The organism is Aquabacter cavernae, assembly GCF_003993795.1.
GTDB classification, from domain to species: domain Bacteria; phylum Pseudomonadota; class Alphaproteobacteria; order Rhizobiales; family Xanthobacteraceae; genus Aquabacter; species Aquabacter cavernae.
In genome coordinates, this window is record NZ_RWKV01000008.1 from 208297 (window position 1) to 226962 (window position 18666).

The following is an 18666-nucleotide window of genomic DNA, read 5'->3' on the forward strand; positions in this document are numbered from 1 at the left end:
ACCGCCGCCACCGCCGCCGGGTTGGCCACCGGGACTCGATGCGCCGCCGCCGCCATACAGGCTGCCGCTTCCGGCTGCTGCTCCTCCGCCTCCATTGGCGCCTGAGCCATCACCATTGGCGCCGGCAATGCCACCCGCACCACCAGAAATGCTGCTGCCGCCGGCGCCGCCCAAGGCGCCACCGCCGCCACCAAATCTGTACGCGGCGCCGCCACCGCCCAATCCGCCTGCGCCGCCTTGGGCCTCACCCGTGCCACCTGCACCGCCAATCGCGCCGTTTCCACCCTCGCCACCTGTGATAACACCGAAGGCCGCAATATAGGCACCACCGCCGCCACCGATACCGCCGCCGCCGCCGGCGGCCCCGCCGGTGACTATTCCACCGCCGCCACCACCGATGCCGCCGCCGCCGCCGCCGCCGCCGGCTATAGTGGTATTTCCGGTTACGCCGCCCGCACCTCCGGCTCCGACGAGCAGGCTATCCGCCTGGGTGCCGCCGCTGGCGAGGGACAGAGCAAGAAGCGAGACGCCGGCAAGGGCCGCGAAATGCAGGCGGCTCTTCGCAGCCCGCTGCCCGCGAACGTGGTGTGCTTCAGCCGACTGACCCATTTCCGTCCCCAGCAGCAATTTCGTCGAAAAAATTATCCGGCGCTGAATATGCACACGGATCAAACAATCTTGCGGTCAAATGATACCGGAGGCGCCGCTTCGAGCCGGATTGCCCGCACCCACGGCATAGCCGCATGGACAGCCGACTCGCAAGCTTCACCATAAGGGCGGAGCTTTCTGCGCTTCCACTCCCCTAATCAGGGGATGCGCCCTGTGGGCACGAGATCAGCCGCCGCTGTTCAGCCACAGGCTCATCAGTTCGGCGCGGCTGCGCACGCCGAACTTGCGGAAGATGCGCGTCACATGCTGGTGGGCAGTGGAGGTGGCGATGCCGCTTTGGCGGGCGATCTCCTTTTCCGACGCCTTGGTGAGCAGCAGTTGAAGCACGCGCCGCTCGCCGGGCGTCAACGGGGCGCTGGCCATGAGAAGCCCGTTGGCCATGAGCAGGGTGCGGTGGAACCATTTGATGCCGCGCAGCGCATAGGCGAGGTGGGCGATCTCGTCATCGGTGAAGCGCCGGCGCGCGTAGAAGCCAAAATGGGATTCGCAGTCCGCATTCATGGGAAAGGCCACGAAAACCGCATCGTGCGTGCCCACGGCTTCATAATGGCGCCGGTAGAAGTCGGAGGAGAACCAGTCCTCGGGCAGTTCGCGGCGGAAGGAATAGGTGCGGAACGTGCCCACATTGCGCATGGGCAGGAGGAAGGAGGGGTCGATCTCCCGCCGCTCCCACACCTCCAAGATGTCCTTGAAATGCTGCGCGTCGGGATGGGGCGGCACCGGGTGGAGGGCCTGGACGGCGGCGACGCGCCAGCCCTGCAGCGGATCCGCGCCGGTCGTGTCCTCCAGGCGGATGGCGCCCGCCCATGTGGCGTTCCATGCGCCGCAGGCTTCGCACAAGGCGGCCATCAGATGGGCGGCCGCCTGGGTGGAGTTGGGAACCTCGAAGTCCGACAGCTCGTCCCAGATGCGGTGCACCGCTTCCGTGTCCATGGCGTTCCTTCCGGGGCGCGGCGCCGTCGAGGGCGGGTGTCGCGCGCGTTCGAGCGTCCTTATGCGTTTCCTTCACGCGAACCGCTTCACACGTCGCTCGGAAACGCTCCTGGCGGATAGCATGCCACCGGAAAGGTGCCCATCCCTGGCCGTGCGTGCGTTTCCACGGCCCGGCAAAGGCGGGGCCATGGGTGGAAATCCGCAATGGGGTGTGCGGAGATCCCGACACGAGGGCGCGCGGCGGGCGTCGCGCGCGCCACATGCCCAAGAGCGCGGCGATATGGACACCCCTGTGCACCCGGATGCATCGCTTTGCGCCCGGCGGCGATCCGGGCTGGGCATGCGTGCAAGGGCCTGTGCAGTTTTCCGTTCTTCCCCCGGGGGAGTGGGAGCGGCACCTTTTTGCGGTGCGCAGTCCGCGCCCCTCAAAACGGCAAACGAGCCCGATGACCGTCAGCTATCCCCGCTTCAAGGCCGCCGCCTGCCATGCTTCGTCCGTGTTCCTGGACGCCGAGAAGACTGCCGAGAAGGCGTGCGACCTGATCGCCGAGGCCGCCTCGAACGGGGCCGCGCTCGTGGTGTTTCCGGAATCCTTCCTGCCGGGCTTCCCGGTCTGGGCCGCGCTGCAGGCGCCCATCTACAATCACGGCTTCTTCCGCGCCTTGGCGGCGGAAGCCCAGAAGCTGTCGGACGGGGCCATCCGCGCCATTCGCATGGCGGCCCGCCGCCACGGCCTGTTCGTGTCGCTCGGCTTCACCGAGGGGACCGAGGCCAGCGTCGGATGCCTCTGGAATTCCAACATCCTAATCGGCCCGGACGGCGCCATCCTCAACCATCACCGCAAGCTCGTGCCCACCTTCTATGAGAAGCTGGTGTGGGCGAACGGCGATGCGCGGGGCTTGCGCGTCACCAATACGGAACTGGGCCGCGTGGGCATGCTGATCTGCGGGGAGAACACCAATCCCCTCTCGCGCTATGCCCTCATGGCCCAGGGCGAGCAGGTGCACATCTCCACCTATCCGCCCATGTGGCCGACCCGCCCGCCCGAGGAGGATGGCGCCTATGACCTGAAGCGCGCCATCGAGATCCGCGCGGGCGCGCATGCCTTTGAGGCAAAGGTGTTCAACATCGTCGCCTCCGGCTACGTGGATGCCGCCATGCGCGAGGCCATGGGTGCGCTGGGCCGGGAAAGCCTGGAGGTGATGGACAAGTCGCCGCGCGGCATCTCCATGGTGCTCGACCCGTCCTCGCAGGTGGTGGGCGATGTGCTCTGCGAGCACGAGGGCATCCTCTATGCCGACATCGACACGGCGCGCTGCGTGGAGCCCAAGCAGTTCCATGACGTGGTGGGCTATTACAATCGCTTCGACATCTTCCACCTCCAGGTGGACCGCACCGCGCGCGAGCCTGCCTACTTCGCCGAATCCGCCGCGCTGAAGGAGACGCTGGGGGCACCCGCGCCCGCGCTTGGCGGTACGGACGACATGTTCGCGGACATGGACGGCATGCGCTGACCACCGGCGCGATGCCCAACGGTTTCACCCGGCGCGCGACGCCGGGATCTCAAAAAACAAAACAAACCTATCCAGAGGATCGAAACATGAAGATGAAGAAGAGCCTTTCAGCCCTTGCCTGCGCGGCGCTCACCGCGCTGACCCTCCAGCCCTCGGCGGGTTTCGCCAAGGACACGGTGAAGATCGCCTTCATCGGCCCGCTCACCGGCGGCAATTCGGCGACCGGCCTCGGCGGGCGCAATTCGGCCGCCCTGGCGGTGGACCTGCACAATGCCAAGCCCGACGCCAAATACACCTACGAGCTTGTCCCGTTCGATGACGAGTGCAAGCCCAATGTGGGCGTGCAGGTGGCCACGAAGGCGGCGTCCGACAAGTCCATCATCGCCGGCATCACCCATTATTGCTCGGCGGTGGCCATCGCCACGGTGGAAACCTACAACCGCTTCGGCCTGCCGGTGGTGGTGTGGGGCGCGGTGCTGCCGGAGATCACCTATGGCAACGACTTCAAGGAGATCCACCGCGTCAACGGCACCATGATCAACGAAGGCAAGATGGCGGCCGAGTTCCTGACCAAGCAGGGCTTCAAGACCTTCGTGGTGATCCATGACACCACGGATTACGGTAAGGGCCAGAACAAGTATTTCGCTGAGAACCTGAAGCCCCAGGGCGGCGATATCGTCGCCACCTTCGCGGTCTCGCCGGACCAGCAGGACTTCACCGCCGAACTCACCAAGGTGAAGGAGCTGAAGCCCGACGTGGTGTTCATCGGCGGCCTCACCCCGCTCGGCGTGCGCGTGCGCTCGCAGATGGACCGGCTCGGCATTCCCGCGCAGCTCGCCGGCGTCTCCGGCATCATGAGCGCGGGCTTCATCGAGGGCGCCGGGCAGGCGGCCGAAGGCACCGTCTCCTTCCATAACGGCGCGCCGCTGACCAAGTATGCGGACGGCAAGGCGTTCATGGACGCCTACACCAAGGCCGGCTACCGCGAGGATCCCGACGCCTACGGCCCGTTCGCCTTCTCCGCCGCGAACCTCGTCATGGACGCCATCGACAAGGTGGGGCCGGACCGCAAGAAGGTGCGCGACGTGCTCAACACCACCAAGGGCTACAAGGCGCTGGTGGGCGAGGTGAATTTCGACGATCACCGCCAAAACATCGTCTCGGCCAATGTCTACGTGGCCCAGGACGGCAAGTGGGTCTACTGGCCCGACAGCGCCTATGCGGCGGGCACCAAGAAGCTCCCCGGAAAGACGGCCGGAAACTGAGAAGCGGGAGGCCGGGCTTCTCCGGGCCCGGCCTCCGTCCTTCCCGCGCGGCGCCCTTCTTGCAGGGGCTCGCCCGACCCGGGCGGCCCCCATGCGGCGCCGCCACCGCCCCTCTCGCGGAGACCTTCCATGGATCCCGGCCTTCTCGCGCAATATGTGTTCAACGGGCTCATGCTCGGCACCATCTACGCCATCGTGGCGGTGGGCTTCTCGCTGTTCTTCGGCGTGCTCGACGTCATCAAGTTTTCCCATGGCGACGTGGTCACCGTGGGCGCCTTCTCCGCCTTCGGAGCGGCGGGACTGGTGGCGGCCGCCGTCACGCTTCCCGGCCCACTCGCTCTGGCTCTGGGCCTCTTGGCCGCGCTGGGGGCAGGGGCCGCGTCCGGTATGCTCATCGGCCGCGTGCTGGTGCTGCCGCTGAAGAACGCGCCCGCCGTCAACGTGCTCCTCGCCACCCTCATGGCCGGAACAGTGCTGCGGGAGGTGATCCGCCTGGGCGTGCCGAACGGCGGCAATCCCAAGCCCTTCCCGGCGCTGCTGCCCGAGGGCGTTTTGGCGGCCGGCTCCTTCAGCGTGGGCATCGACAGCGTGATCATCCTGGTGGCGGGGATCGCGGTGGTGGTGGCCACCCATCTGGTCATCACCCGCACGCGCCTCGGCCTCGCCATCCGCGCGGTGGCGCAGGACGGGGAGGTGGCCCAGCTCGCGGGCATCAGCTTCTCCCGCACGGTGCTCGGCACCTTTGCCCTCGGCTCCATGCTCGCCGGCCTCGCGGGGCTGATGCTCGGGCTCTATTATCGGGAAATCAATTTCAACATGGGCGTTCTCCTCGGCATCATCGGCTTCGCCTGCGCGGTGGTGGGCGGGCTCGGCAGCCTCATCGGCCCCATCCTGGGCGGCTTCCTGTTCGCGGGCATCCAGACCGGCGTCACGGTCGTTCTGCCCTTCACCAGCGCCTACAAGGATGTGGTGGCCTTCGCCGTCATCATCCTGCTGATCGGACTGTTCCCCACCGGCCTCATCGCCGAAAAGAGCAGCGAGCGGGTGTGACATGAGCATGCTCCAGCTTGCCCCCACGCTCGACACCGCCAACGGCCGCTCGGTCGGCCTCCAGCGCGTTGTCGTCGCCCTCACCGTGGCCGTCCTGTTCGCCGGTGGCGGCTTCCTGCTCCACACCGAGGAGCAGGGCCAGGTCATCGCGCTGCTGGCCGCCTTCGTGGCGCTGTTCGCCCTGGGCGAGAAGCTGCCCGCCGGCCGGCGCGTCGCCGCCTTGTGCGTCGCCCATCCCGGCACGGTCAATCTCACGGCTGCCGTCATGGTGCTCGCCATCGCAGCGGCGCTGCGGGAGGAGCATTACACGCTCCTGATGATGGCCACCGTCGCCTTGTTCGCCACCGCCGCGGCGGGGCTGACTCTCCAGATGGCGTTCGCGGGCGTGCCCAATTTCGCGGGCGCCGCCTTCTTCGCGGTTGGCTCCTATGTGGCCGCCGTGCTGGGGACCAGCGGCATCCCGCATTTGCTGGTGCTGGTCATTGCGGGCCTCGCGGCGGCGGTGCTTGGGCTGCTGCTGCTGCTGCCGGTGCTGCGCACGCGGGGCCATTACGCGGCGCTGGTCACCATCGCCTTCGGCCTGCTGCTGCGCTCGTTCCTCGAAGTGAACGACGTGCTGGGCGGGCCGCAGGGCATGAAGGTGCCGTCCTTCTCCCTCTTCGGCCTGTCCTTCAGCCGCGTCACCGAGATCGGCCCCTACGACGTGTCCTTCTACCTGCCCTATGCGCTGGCGGGCTGCTTTCTGTTCGCGCTCGCCTTCGCGGTGGTGCGGCGGCTGGAATTCTCCTTCGCCGGCGTCGCGCTGGATGCGGTGCGCTCCGACGAGGTGTCGGCCAGCGTGTTCGGCCTCTCCATCGCCCGCTGGAAGGCGACCGCCTTCCTCATGGGCAATGCCTTGATCGGGGTGGCGGGCGCGCTTTACGGCATGATGAATGCGTTCGTGAACCCCAACAGCGCCAATTTCGGCGACAGCCTCATCATGCTGTCCATCCTGGTGCTGGGCGGGCTCGGCAATCTCTGGGGCGCGGTGGTGGCCTCGGTGGTGATCCTCGTCATCCCCGAGAAGCTCCAGGCCATCCAGGAGTTCCGGCTGGTCATCTTCGCCCTCCTGGTCATCGCCATCCTGCGCTTCCGTCCTTCTGGCCTCATGCCCCGGGTCACGCGCGACTTCTCCAGCTTCGCGAAGGAGGGGTGAGCATGAGCGCGCTCCTGGCCTGCAACGGCCTCACAATGCGCTTCGGCGGCCTGACGGCGCTGGACGGCGTGGATATCGCGGTGGGGAAGGGGGAGACGGTGGGGCTGGTGGGTCCCAACGGCTCCGGAAAGACCACCTTCTTCAACGTGCTCACCGGCCTCTACAAGCCCTCGTCCGGCGCGGTGCGGTTCGCGGAAGCGGACCTGTTCGCCCGCTCCCCCCAGGAGATCGGCCGGGCCGGGGTGGCGCGCACCTTCCAGCGCTCCCGGCTCATGCTGGACCAGACCGTGTTTGACAATATCGCGGTCGGGGCGCTCGGGCGGCTCGATCTCGGACTGATGACGGCGCTGGTGCGCCGCAGCCGGTTCCGTCGCCAGCTCTCCGCGCTGGTGGAACAGGCCACCGCGCTCACCCGCCGGTTCAACCCGCAGATCGCGGCCAACCTGTTCCGCCCGGCGGGCAGCTTCACCATGATCGACCGGCGGCGCATCGAGATCTGCCGGGCGCTCATCGGCGCCCCGCGCCTGCTGCTGCTGGACGAGCCCTCCGCCGGCATGACCCACGAGGAGACCCGCCAGCTCATGGACGACCTGCTCGCCTTCCGGGAGGAGATGCCGGACCTCGCCATCGTGCTCGTGGAACACGAGATGGACGTGATCCGCCGCATTTCGGACCGCTGCATCGTGCTGAATTTCGGCAAGAAGATCTTCGAGGGGCCGTTCGACGCTTTGATCGCCGATCGCGAGGTGCAGACGGCCTATCTGGGAGGCGGCGAATGACCGTGGAGCCGAAGGGAAGCCGCCGCCTGTCCGTCATGGGCGTGACCACCGGCTATGACGGGGCGGACGTGCTGCATGACGTCTCCATCGAGGCGAAGCCGGGGCGCATCACCTGCATCCTGGGGGCCAACGGGGCGGGCAAGTCCACGCTCATCCGCTCCATTCTCGGCCTCACGCCGGTGCGGCGCGGACAGGTGGCGTTCGGCGGTGACACCATCACCAACCTCGCCACCCACCGCATCGCGGCCCTGGGCATCGCCACCGTGCCGGAGGGCAATCGGGTTCTGCCGCGCATGAGCGTGCTGGAGAATTTGCAGGTGGGCGGCCTGCTGGAGAAGGACCGCCGACGCCTCGCGGCGCGCATGGAGGGCCTGTTCGAGACCTTCCCGCGCCTGAAGGAGCGGCGCAACCAACTGGCGGGCACGCTCTCGGGCGGCGAGCGCTCCATGCTCTCCATCGCGCGCGGGCTCATGACGGACCCGGAGTTGATCGTCTTCGACGAGCCTTCGCTTGGCCTCTCGCCGCTCTTCGTCGCCGAGGTGTTCCGCATCGTCCGGCGGCTCAAGGAGGAGGGCTACACCATCCTGCTCGTGGAGCAGAATGTGCGCCAGACCCTGGATGTGGCGGATGACGGCTATGTGCTCGCGCAGGGCCGGGTGGTCGCCTCCGGCACCAGCACGGCGCTGTCCGAGGACCAGGAACTCCACAAGGCCTATTTCGGCGTTCACTGAGCCATCGGCATCACGGACGCAGGCCAGAAAACAGACAAGGAAACAGGGAAGGGATCATGGGAATACCCGTCTATGAGCGCATCAACCCGCTGCGCAAGCCCAAGGGGTTCGAGCCGGTGGTGCAGCGCTGGTCCGCTGCCTTCCTCAACACTTGCCGGACCGTCTGCGTCACCTTCCACGGCGTCCAGGGAGAGAGCGCGGAGGCGGTCTATGGCTCGTCCTTCTTCCCCTGGATGGCCGGCATACTCGAAGGCCCCGATGCCCCCACGCTGAGCGACCATGCCTGGTTCGTGGACCAGAACGGGCTCTACACCCACATCGTCGCCTCCTATTGGGTGGACGAGGCGCGGCGCGACCGCTTCCTCGCCGCCCCGCAGGTGCGCGGCTGGTGGGAGGATGCCGCCCGGCTCAGCGAGGCCACCGGCTATTTCCGCGAAAGCCTGACCGTGCCCCTGGAGCGGCAAGAGACGCTCTACTGGCAGGATTATGCGGGGGGCATTTCGGCCGCGCCGGACGTGGGCATCTATCCCACCCCCTGGTGCGGCTATTACGGCGCCATGCGCGACCGCATCCCGCTGGCGGCGGTGGACGCTCTGGAGAGCCCGCTTCCGGAACTCGTGCCCGTGGCGCGGGAGACCAAGGGGCGGCGTTGGCGGCTTGCGGCGCCTCACAATCTGGCGGTCATCCGCTCGGCCGCCTTCTGGGGCCGCTGCGATCCCGTGCAGGAAGAAGACTACATGCGCGACCTGCGCGCGCCGCTCCTGCGGGGCATGGACTTCCTGAAGGAGAATCCGGAAGTGACGGGCTGCGCCTCGCTGCGCTTCCAGCAGACCTGCGACGCGGCCGGCGCGCCGGTTCTGGAGACCCATGCGCTCGGCTATTTCCTGTCGCTGGGCCATATGGAGCATTGGGCGGAGCACCATCCCACCCATGAGGCCATCTTCAAGGCGGCCATCGCCCGCTATCGCAAATACGGCAAGGCGAACCAGCTCCGCACCTGGCACGAGGTGTTCATCCTGCCGGCGGATGAGGCGCAGGCGTTCGAATATATCAATTGCGCGCCGGGCACGGGCCTCCTCGGCTTCCTGCTGGGGGAGAGCGTTTAAGGCGAACCGGAATTCGCGAACGAGACATCCCTCAAGAGCACGTCATGGCCGGGCTTGTCCCGGCCATCCACGCGGTTCGGCCAGATCGATGCGTGACGGATAGCCGTGGATACCCGGGACAAGCCCGGGCATGACGACTGGAAATGCGTTGTGTGCATCGGGCCATCCTAGAACTCGGTCAGGAAAGCCGTGTCGCGCCGTACCACTTCCGTGAGGTGCTGGAGCACGGCGCGGAACCGGCCCATGAATTCCAGGTCTTCGTGCACGCTCACATAGATGTCGCGCATCACCACCACCTCGTCGGGCAGGATGGGAATAAGGCGCGGATTGCTCTTGGCAGAGAAGAGCGGCAGCAGGCCGATGCCCGCCCCGCGCGCCACCGCATTCTGCTGGGCATGCATGGAGGTGGAGCGGAACGCCACCTTGTTGGGATCGAGCACATCCAGCAGCCAGTGAACGGGCTGGATGGCGACCAGATCCTCCACATAGTCCACGAACAGATGCGACGGCAGTTCCTCGCGCGTGCGCGGCATGCCGAAGCGGCGCACATAATCGGGCGCGGCATAGAGGGCGAGGCGGAAGCTGCCGATCTTGCGCACCGCGAGCCGCTGGCCCTGGGGCGGCACGAAGGAGACGAACACGTCCGCCTCGCGCTTGGTCAGGTTGATGAGGTGGCGCTCGGTGACCAGCTCCACCACGAGGCCCGGTTCCTTCTCCGCCAGTTCCGCGAAGCACCCGGCGAGGTAGAAGGCGCCGATCCCCTCCATGGAAGCCACCCGCACCGCGCCCTTGGGCGCGCTGGGGACAGCCTGGATGGTCTCCTCGATGGCCACGGCTTCCTGCTCAATGCGCTCGGCCATGGCGAACAGGCGATGGCCCACTTCCGTGAGCACGAAGCCGTCAGGCTTGCGGTCGAACAGCTTGAGGGCGAGGTCGCGCTCCAGTTCGCTGATGCGGCGGGAGACCGTGGTGTGGTCCACCTTCAGGCGACGGGCGACGGGCAGAAGCCGGCCCTGCCGGGCCAGTTCCAGGAAGAAAATGAGGTCGTTCCAGTTGAACATCGGCTCCACCCGGCGCGGTGCGCGCGCCGGGAGCGACGATAGGAAAAATCACCGGGACGATAAAGCCTTGAACGAGAAACGGAGCGGAAAGGCGCACCCGCAAGGACGATCCGAAGGGCGGGAAAGTCACGCCCTTCGAATGCCGCACGCGCCCTCAGCGTGCCGCGTCTGCCCGGCAGGCGTCGTCATAGGCGATATAGGCGCGCTGGATGGAGATCTGGTCCGCCAGATACTTCGCATCGTGCCACACGCCCCAGATGAAGCTGGAGCCGCGCCGGGACTGCCAGGGCAGGCCGAGGAAATAGATGCCCGGCTCGCACGACACGCCCCGCTGGTGGCGCGGCTTGCCGTCGGCGTCGAACGCATCCACCTGCATCCAGCCATAGTCCAGCGCGAAGCCGGTGGCCCAGATGATGGTGGAGACGCCCGCCGCCTTGAGGTCGAGCGCGCGGAGCGGATCGCGCACGCAGGGGGCGTCCGGCACGCTCACCCGCGCCTCCGGGTCTTCCGGCAGGTCGAGGCCGTTGCGCGCCACATAAGCGTCCGCCTCGTCCAGCAAAGCGCGGTTATTGGCGTCCCCGTTGTTCAAGTTCTCGACAAGGTCGGACCCGAACCGGACCACGTCGTCGGTGCAGCCCTCGGTGCGGCCCACCAGGATCATGCCGTCCGCCGCGAGGCGGCGGAAATCGATGGTGTGGCCGCCATTGGCGCCGCTTACCGCGATGGTCACATGCTCCTTGCCGGGCTCCTGGGCGGCGGCGTCCCACTTGCCGAGCACGCCCAGCCACCACACGAAGTCACGCCCGCGATAGGCCCGGGGCGGGCGGTCATGGGGCCCAACGGAGAGATAGACGGTGCGCCCGGCGCGCAGCAATTCCTCGGCGATCTGGACGCCGGACGAGCCCGCGCCCACCACGAGCACAGCACCTTCGGGCAGGGCCTGCGGGTTCCGATAGCCGGTGGAGTGCATCTGCACCACGCCCGTCTCGGCCGGGATCACGGGCGGCATGATGGGCCGCTGGAAGGGGCCGGTGGCGGCAACCACGCGGGCGGCCTCGATGACGCCGTCCGAGGTCTCTACCCGGAAGCCGGGACGGCCGGAATTGCGCTCCAGCTTCAGCACCTCGACGCCGCAGCGGATGGGCGCGGCGATCTTGTCCGCATAGGCCACGAAATAATCAGCCACCTGTTCCTTGGCCGGGAAGTCGTCCGGGCCGATGGCGGCATCGAAATCGGTGAAGGTGAGGCCGGGAAAGCGGTCGTGCCAGGCGGGGCCGTTCGCCACCAGCGAATCCCACCGCTCCGAACGCCAGCGCTCGGCAATCCGGCGGCGCTCCAGGACGAGGTGCGGCACGCCGGCCTTGCTCAGATGCTCGCTCATGGCCAGCCCGGCCTGCCCGGCGCCGATGACCAGCGTGTCGATCGTCTCAACTGACATTTGGGGTCCCTTTTCTGGCGCATCCGGCGCCGGATTCGGCATGTGCCGAAGACTTCTTCTTCAATCTAGGGGCGTGATCTGGATCGTTAAATAATTAAACAAATTATCATTGCTTCAGAAAAACAAAATTTACCGGCGATGAATCTCGTAATTGTCTGGAACAGGGCAGTGAATATTCCAGGAAAACGCTATCCCTGCCGCCCGATGTCGGCAGGGATGCTCAGCTCTGAAGGATCAGAGGGGCACGGCGGGCGCAGGGGGGAGCTGCGCCCGCCGCTGGGCGTCACTGGCGGGTGGTCCAGGCGCCGTCCTTGACCTCGCGCAGCTCAAGCACGACTTCGCGCTTGGTCTGGCCATTCTCGTCGAAGGTTGTGCGGCCCATGGCGCCGTCATAGTCGATGGCGCGGATGGCCTTCGCAATGGCGGCCTTGTCCTTCACGCCGGCGGTCTTCAGCGCGTCGATGATGATGTTGGTCGCGTCATAGGCGTTCTTCGTATAGGAGCCGATGGGCTCGGCGAAGTTCGCGGCCTTGTAGGCGGTGGTCATGGCATCCAGCTTCGGATTCCCCACTTCCTTGGCGATGCCCGCGATGGTGCCGTTGGCCGCCGCGCCGGCGATCTTCAGGAACTCGCTGTCATAGAAGCCGTCCACGCCGATCATGGGCTGGTTCATGCCAAGCTGCACCATCTGCTGGCGCACGAGGCCCGCTTCCGCCACCACGCCGCCGAAATAGATGGCGTCGGGATTGGTGCCCTTGATCTTGGTGAGCAGGGCGCGGAAGTCGGTGGTGCCCACGGGCGCGCTCTCGGCCGCGACGATGGTGCCGCCGTCCGCCTCGTAGAACTTCCGGAAATTGTCCGTGTTGGCGACACCGTAATCGCTGGTGTCGGAGACGATGGCGATGCGCTTGCCGAGGTTCGTCGCGGCCCACTTGGCGAGCGGGGCGTTGGTGTTCACGAGCGTGGTCACCACGCGCGAGACCATGGGATTGTTCTTCTCGGTGATCTTCGGGCTGATGGCGCCCCACACCACAAAGGGCACGTTGGCGCGGCTGAAGACCGGGATGGTGGCGAGCGCGACGCCGCTGTTCCAGTGGCCGGTGGCGGCAACGACCTTCGGGTCGTTGGTGAGCTTCAGGGCGGCGGCGACGCCGGTCTGGGGATTGGCCGCGTCATCGAGGATGACGGGCTCGATCTTGAAGGGCAGGCCGGCCGCATTGGCCTGGTCGATGGCGAGCTGGAAGCCGTTGCGGGCCGCGATGCCCTGCTGGGCATTGCCGCCGCTGAGCGGGCCGATGAAGCCAAGCTTCACGGTCTCCTGGGCGAGTGCGGAGCCGGTGCCGAGGCCGGAGACGGCGAGGGCGCCGGCGAGCGCGGCAAGGCCCAGGGAAAAGGTGCGGCGTGCGGGACGCGACGGCCGCTGGATGGGCGCGAAGGCCATGATCTCAAACTCCTCTGGACCGGCCTTTGGACGGCCATGATGGTTGGTCGGGAGGCGCGCCTCCCACGGCTGAAACTCTGAACCCGCCCGCGTCCGAACGAAAATCGGAACTTCAAAACCTTTGACGTTGGATTTTCCGAACCAAGGGTCAGTGCCCCCGCTCTGCCTGCCGCAGCGTCGCACTTCAAAACATCGGACCCATTGATTTGGAAAAAACTATTCTGATCGCGGCCTGCTTTAGGGCAAATTCGGCCGATGCGCCGCTGAAAACAGAGCCAGAAAGAGGGCCGGACGTGAGTGAACTCTTCTTCCAGCAGATCGTGAACTGGATAACATTGGGCAGCATTTACGCCCTGATCGCTGTCGGATTCAGCTTGCTGTTCGGCGTCCTGAACATCATCCACTTCTCGCACGGCGATGTTTCCCTGCTGGCACCCTTCTTCGGGCTGGCGGTTATTTCCGCCCTCGGCTCAGTGCTTGGCGATGCGGGAACGATCACCACCTTTCTCCTGGCCCTGGTGGTGTCCATCGCGGTGACGGGCGCGGTGGGCGTGCTGCTGGATCTCGTGGTCATCCAGCGCTTCCGCAAGGCGCCCGCCATGATGGCGCTGGTGGCCACGGTGGCGCTCGGCATCGTGCTCCGGGAACTGATCCGCCACCTCTTTCCCAATGGCAGCAATCCCCACGCCTTTCCGCGCCTCGTGGACGGGGACATCGCCATTGCCGGCTACTCCGTCCCCCTGTTCAGCCTCACGGTGGTCGCTGTGTCGGCGCTCTCGGTGTGTGCCCTGTTCTTCATGCTGAACAACACGCGCCTCGGCCTGCATATCAAGGCGGTGTCGCAGGATCGCGACGCGGCGCGGCTCATGGCGATCCATCCCGGCCGCATCTTCCGCGCCACCTTCTTCGTGGCCTCCGCCATCGGCGCCGTGGGTGGCCTGTTCTTCTCCTCCTATGCGGGCATGGCGCGGTTCGATTTCAGCATTGATGTGGGCCTCATCGGCTTCTCGGCGGCGGTGGTGGGCGGCCTCGGCTCCATGCCGGGCGCCATCATCGGCAGCCTGCTCATCGCCGGGCTCGACACGCTGGTTCAGGCCACCGTGCCCAACGGCGCCTCTTATCGCCTGGTCTTCGTGTTCCTGCTGGTCATCGGCGTGCTGGTGTTCCGCCCCTCCGGCCTGCTGGGCCGCACCCTGGTGGAGAAGGTGTGATGGCGCACGCTTCTTCCTCCTCCACCTCGGGCAACCCTGTGTCCGGCATGCTCACCGTGATCGCCGTGCAGGCGGCGGGGGCGCTGTATCTGCGGCAGTTCCTGCTGATCGATGACTGGCGCTTCGTGCTCGGCCTGCTCGTCCTGTTCGCGGCGGTCCTCGTCTTCCTGGAGCGGGTTCCGTCCGTGGAAACCCGGATCGAGGCCGCCTTCGCGCGCCATTCGCGGCTCGCGCTGCTCATGGGCATCGCGCTGGTGCTGGGCTTTCCCTTCGTGCTGGAGGGCAACACCTATGCGTTGCACCTGTGCGTCATCTCCATGCTCTATGCAGTTCTCGCCCTGGCGCTGAATTTCCAGCTTGGCAGCGCGAATATCCCGAACTTCGCGACCGGCGCCTCCTACGGCATCGGCGCCTATGCCTCGGCGCTGCTGGCGCTGAATTTCGGGGTGAGCTTCTGGCTGGCGCTGCCCGCCGCGGCGGTGGTGGCCACCGTTTTCGGCTTCCTGCTGGGCATCCCGTCCATGCGCACGCGGGACAGCTATCTCGCCCTCGTCACCATCGCTTTTGGTGTGGTGGTGCACCAGCTTCTCAATAATCTGGAGTTCACCGGCGGCCCCAACGGCCTCGTCGGCATTCCGGTGCCGGAGCTGTTCGGCCATGCCTTCAGCGATCCGCTGGTGATCCTTGGCCACACGCTGCCGCCGCAGGCGAACTTCTATTATCTCTCCGCGCTGCTCGTTTTCATTTCCATCGTGTTCGCCGAGCGCCTGCATGATTCTCGCGTCGGCCTCGCCTGGAACGCGCTGCGGGCGGACGAGCTGGCGGCGCGCTGCCAGGGCATCAATGTCACCTGGTACAAGGTGCTGGCCTTCGCGGTGGATGCGTTCCTCGCGGGCTTCGCGGGCACCATCTACGCCTTCTATGTGGGCTTCATCTCGCCCGACAATTTCACCTTCCTGGTCTCCGTCACCATCATGACCATGGTGATCGCGGGCGGCATGGACAACATCCTGGGCGTCATCGTCGGCGCCTTCCTGCTCACCATGCTGCCCGAGAAGCTCAGGGCCTTCTCCGACTACCGGATCCTGTTCTTCGGCATCACCGTCATCCTGTTCCTCATGATCCGGCCCCAGGGACTCTTCCCCCAGCGCCTGCGCCGCTACGGAGACTGACCCATGGGCATTTCCCCATCCGCTCCCGTGGTCCTGGAGGGCGAGAACCTCACCATGCGCTTCGGCGGCCTCGTCGCCATGGCGGAGGTGGCGTTCACGCTGAAGCGCGGCGAGATCCTCGGCATCATCGGCCCCAACGGCGCGGGCAAGTCCACGCTGCTCAACATCATCACGGGCATCTACATCCCCTCCTCGGGGGAGGTGCGCCTGGAGGGGCAGCGGCTCAACGGCGTGCCCGCCCACAGGATCGTGGCGCGCGGCATCGCCCGCACCTTCCAGTCGAGCCGCCTGTTCGCGGACCTCAGCGTCCTGGACAATGTGGTGATCGGCCGGCATGTCCACACCAAGGCGGGCGTGTTCGACGCCATCTTCCGGCGTGGGCGCGCCAAGGCGGAACTCGATGCCGCCGCCGCCCATGCGGAAGGGCTGCTGAAGAGCGTCTCGCGCGGCCTTTACGACCAGCGTCACCGCCCGGCGGGCGAACTGGCCCAGGCCGACCGCCGCCGCCTGGAGATCGCCCGCGCGCTCGCCACCGATCCCAAGGTGCTGCTGCTGGACGAGCCGTCCTCCGGCATGGATGACGCCGACACCGACGCGCTCATGGACGACATCCGCGCCGTCTGCGCCCAGCGGCCGGAGCTCGCGCTCATGATCATCGAGCATGATATGCGCCTCGTGGCGAGCCTGCCGGACCGGGTGATGGTTCTCGATTACGGGCAGAAACTGGCCGACGGCCCCTATGAGGAGATCCGCAAGATCCCGCGGGTCCAGGAAGCCTATCTCGGACGCAAGGCGACGCAGCATGCTGGAGCTTGAGAAGGTCGATACCGACTATGGCGTCGTGGCCATGCTGCGCGACGTGTCGTTCAAGGTGTCGGCCGGTGAACTGGTCTGCATCCTCGGTCCCAACGGGGCGGGCAAGACCACCACCTTCCGCGCCATTTCGGGCCTGCTGCCGCTCTCCGGCGGCACCGTCCGCATCATGGGCCAGGACCTCGCGCGCACCCGCACGGAGGCGCTGAGCGCGCTGGGCATCGGCTTCGTGCCGGAGGGCCGCCGCCTGTTCGCGGATGTGAGCGTGCGCGACAATATCCGCCTGGGCTTCGAGGCCCAGAAAGGGCAGGGGCGCTTTTCCGACAAGCTGGAAGGCATGCTGGACCTGTTCCCCCGCGTGCGCGATCGCATCAACCAGCGGGCGGGCACGCTCTCGGGCGGCGAGCAGGCCATGGTGGCGTTGGCGCGCGCGCTCATCGGCGAGCCGAAGCTGGTCGTCATGGACGAGCCCTCGCTCGGCCTCTCGCCCAAGCTCATCGACGAATATTTCGACACGGTGGCCGAGATCAACCGGCGCGGCACCACCGTCCTGCTCATCGAGCAGAATGCGGAGACCGCGCTCTCCATCGCCCATCGCGGCATCATGCTGGTGAAGGGGCGGGTGGTGGCCACAGGCAATGCGGCCGAGCTTCTGGCCAATGATGCCGTGCGGCATCTCTATCTATGAGCACGCTCGATCTTCTCGACCGGCTCATCGCCTTTCCAACCGCGAGCCGCGATCCCAATCGCGACCTCATCGCCTTCGTAGCGGAGTATCTTGGCGCGCGGGGCGTCGCGGCCGAGATCATCGCCACGCCGGACGGCCGCAAGGCCAATCTCTACGCCACCATCGGGCCGAAGGACCGGCCCGGAATCCTCCTGTCCGGCCATACGGACGTGGTGCCGGTGGACGGGCAGGCCTGGAGCAGCGATCCCTTCCGCCTGCGCGTGGCGGATGGGCGCGCCTATGGGCGCGGGGCGGCGGACATGAAGGGCTTCCTGGCCTGCGCGCTCGCGCTCGCGGACCGGGCGGCGGCGCAGGACGCTGCACAGGACTTGGCCGTGCCGCTCCATCTCGCCTTCAGCCATGACGAGGAAGTGGGGTGCCTGGGTGTGCGCTCGCTCATCGAGCGGCTGGCGCAGGCGCCCGTGCGCCCGCGCCTGTGCATCATCGGCGAGCCCACCTCGCTGCGCATCGCCACCGGCCACAAGGGCAAGCTGGCGGCCCGCGCCACCTGCTGCGGGGTGGAAGGCCATTCGGCCCTGGCCCCCAAGGCGCTCAACGCCATCCATCTCGCCTGCGATTTCGTCGGTCTGCTGCGCGCCGGGCAGGAGCGCCTCGCGGCCGAGGGCCCACGCGACGACGATTATGACGTGCCCTACACCACGCTCCATGCGGGCGTGATCGCGGGGGGCACCGCGCTGAACATCGTGCCGAACCGCTGCACCGTGGATTTCGAGATCCGCAACATCGCCCAGGACGATGCCTCCGCCATCCTCGCGGGGCTGATGGACGAGGCGGCCCGGCTGGTGGCCACGCGACGGGCGCAGTTTCCGCAGGCGGATATCGCCGTGGAGGTGGTGAATTCCTATCCCGGCCTCGCCACCCCGCCCGATGCGGAGGTGGTCTGCTTCGTGAAGGCGCTGGTGGCGGACCCCACCACCTTCAAGGTGGCTTTCGGTACCGAGGGCGGCCTGTTCGACGGCGCCCTCGCCATTCCCACCGTGGTCTGCGGGCCGGGCTCCATGGACCAGGGCCACAAGCCGGACGAGTTCGTGGCGCTGGACCAGCTCGCCGCCTGCGACCGGATGATGGACCGCCTGCTCGCGCGCCTGTCCGGCGCGCCTTCCCCTTCACTCTGAGGTAACGCCATGATCCACAAGCGTATCCGCCCGTTCAACACGGCCAAGACCTATCCCGAGCAGAAGCTGGACAACGACCTCGCCCAGGCGGTGGTGGCGCGCGGCACCACCATCTTCCTGCGCGGCCAGTGCCCGCAGGACCTGGACACGGCTGTGGACGTGGGCATCGGCGATCCCGTGGCCCAGACCCACAAGGTGATGCAGAACATCCGCCAGCTTGTGGAAGAGTCCGGCGGCACCATGGAGCATGTGTGCAAGCTGGTGGTCTATCTCACCGACGTGCGCCACCGCGAGCCGGTCTATCGCACCATGGGCGAGTATATCAAAGGCGTGCACCCGGTCTGCACCGGCCTCGTGGTGGTGGCGCTGGCCCGTCCCAGCTGGCTGGTGGAGATCGACGCCACCGCCGTGATCCCGGACTGACG

Annotated in this window: 18 protein-coding genes; 14 read left to right on the forward strand and 4 right to left on the reverse strand. The window is 67.0% G+C overall.

Annotated features, from left to right (window positions below; genetic code table 11):
* The first annotated feature begins 237 nt into the window (after window positions 1-237).
* Window positions 238-774, forward strand: coding sequence for a hypothetical protein (locus tag EJJ38_RS20260; RefSeq protein WP_164738426.1), 537 nt, complete (start codon window positions 238-240; stop codon window positions 772-774).
* 60 nt (window positions 775-834) lie between these two features.
* Here EJJ38_RS20260 and EJJ38_RS05775 read toward each other — a convergent pair whose 3' ends face one another.
* Entirely contained in the window at window positions 835-1602 is a 768-nt protein-coding gene (locus EJJ38_RS05775) for a helix-turn-helix transcriptional regulator (RefSeq protein ID WP_127089165.1), read from the reverse strand.
* A 446-nt stretch (window positions 1603-2048) separates the two neighbouring features.
* Between EJJ38_RS05775 and EJJ38_RS05780 the strand changes: the two genes are divergently transcribed.
* The 7 genes from EJJ38_RS05780 to EJJ38_RS05810 all read left to right on the forward strand — a co-directional run bounded on the left by EJJ38_RS05780 (window position 2049) and on the right by EJJ38_RS05810 (window position 9242).
* Window positions 2049-3116: a carbon-nitrogen hydrolase family protein gene (locus EJJ38_RS05780; protein WP_127089166.1), complete on the forward strand. Its 1068-nt coding sequence runs from the start codon at window positions 2049-2051 to the stop codon at window positions 3114-3116.
* Window positions 3117-3202: 86 nt separating this feature from the next.
* A complete protein-coding gene (locus EJJ38_RS05785) occupies window positions 3203-4381 on the forward strand; it encodes a branched-chain amino acid ABC transporter substrate-binding protein (protein WP_245454129.1) in 1179 nt (392 codons plus the stop codon).
* Between the two features lie 129 nt (window positions 4382-4510).
* Window positions 4511-5431, forward strand: coding sequence for a branched-chain amino acid ABC transporter permease (locus EJJ38_RS05790; RefSeq protein WP_127089167.1), 921 nt, complete (start codon window positions 4511-4513; stop codon window positions 5429-5431).
* Between the two features lies 1 nt (window position 5432).
* On the forward strand, window positions 5433-6626 hold the full coding sequence (locus EJJ38_RS05795; RefSeq protein ID WP_245454130.1) for a branched-chain amino acid ABC transporter permease: 1194 nt from the start codon (window positions 5433-5435) through the stop codon (window positions 6624-6626).
* A 2-nt stretch (window positions 6627-6628) separates the two neighbouring features.
* A complete protein-coding gene (locus tag EJJ38_RS05800; protein WP_127089168.1) occupies window positions 6629-7405 on the forward strand; it encodes an ABC transporter ATP-binding protein in 777 nt (258 codons plus the stop codon).
* A complete protein-coding gene (locus EJJ38_RS05805) occupies window positions 7402-8136 on the forward strand; it encodes an ABC transporter ATP-binding protein (RefSeq protein WP_127089169.1) in 735 nt (244 codons plus the stop codon). Before EJJ38_RS05800 ends, EJJ38_RS05805 begins: the two co-directional genes overlap by 4 nt.
* Before the next feature lie 56 nt (window positions 8137-8192).
* Entirely contained in the window at window positions 8193-9242 is a 1050-nt protein-coding gene (locus EJJ38_RS05810; RefSeq protein ID WP_127089170.1) for a phenylacetaldoxime dehydratase family protein, read from the forward strand.
* 167 nt (window positions 9243-9409) lie between these two features.
* Here EJJ38_RS05810 and EJJ38_RS05815 read toward each other — a convergent pair whose 3' ends face one another.
* The 3 genes from EJJ38_RS05815 to EJJ38_RS05825 form a co-directional block, all read right to left on the reverse strand.
* On the reverse strand, window positions 9410-10303 hold the full coding sequence (locus EJJ38_RS05815; protein WP_127089171.1) for a LysR family transcriptional regulator: 894 nt from the start codon (window positions 10301-10303) through the stop codon (window positions 9410-9412).
* 154 nt (window positions 10304-10457) lie between these two features.
* On the reverse strand, window positions 10458-11741 hold the full coding sequence (locus tag EJJ38_RS05820; RefSeq protein ID WP_127089172.1) for a flavin-containing monooxygenase: 1284 nt from the start codon (window positions 11739-11741) through the stop codon (window positions 10458-10460).
* 283 nt (window positions 11742-12024) lie between these two features.
* Entirely contained in the window at window positions 12025-13182 is a 1158-nt protein-coding gene (locus tag EJJ38_RS05825; RefSeq protein ID WP_127089173.1) for a branched-chain amino acid ABC transporter substrate-binding protein, read from the reverse strand.
* A gap of 293 nt (window positions 13183-13475) precedes the next feature.
* Between EJJ38_RS05825 and EJJ38_RS05830 the strand changes: the two genes are divergently transcribed.
* The 6 genes from EJJ38_RS05830 to EJJ38_RS05855 are packed head-to-tail and all read left to right on the forward strand — an operon-like array spanning window position 13476 to window position 18664.
* Complete coding sequence (locus EJJ38_RS05830) at window positions 13476-14393, forward strand: branched-chain amino acid ABC transporter permease (protein WP_127089174.1); 918 nt, start codon at window positions 13476-13478, stop codon at window positions 14391-14393.
* Entirely contained in the window at window positions 14393-15565 is a 1173-nt protein-coding gene (locus tag EJJ38_RS05835) for a branched-chain amino acid ABC transporter permease (RefSeq protein ID WP_127089175.1), read from the forward strand. Before EJJ38_RS05830 ends, EJJ38_RS05835 begins: the two co-directional genes overlap by 1 nt.
* 3 nt (window positions 15566-15568) lie before the next feature.
* Window positions 15569-16381 (forward strand): ABC transporter ATP-binding protein, encoded by an 813-nt coding sequence (locus EJJ38_RS05840; protein WP_127089176.1) that lies wholly within the window; start codon window positions 15569-15571, stop codon window positions 16379-16381.
* Window positions 16368-17066 carry an ABC transporter ATP-binding protein gene (locus EJJ38_RS05845; RefSeq protein WP_127089177.1) on the forward strand — a complete coding sequence of 233 codons (699 nt, stop codon included), beginning with the start codon at window positions 16368-16370 and terminating at the stop codon, window positions 17064-17066. The genes EJJ38_RS05840 and EJJ38_RS05845 overlap by 14 nt, the downstream gene beginning before the upstream one ends.
* Window positions 17063-18241 (forward strand): acetylornithine deacetylase, encoded by a 1179-nt coding sequence (gene argE, locus EJJ38_RS05850; protein WP_127089178.1) that lies wholly within the window; start codon window positions 17063-17065, stop codon window positions 18239-18241. Before EJJ38_RS05845 ends, argE begins: the two co-directional genes overlap by 4 nt.
* Before the next feature lie 9 nt (window positions 18242-18250).
* On the forward strand, window positions 18251-18664 hold the full coding sequence (locus EJJ38_RS05855) for a RidA family protein (protein ID WP_127089179.1): 414 nt from the start codon (window positions 18251-18253) through the stop codon (window positions 18662-18664).
* The last annotated feature ends 2 nt before the right edge of the window (window positions 18665-18666 follow it).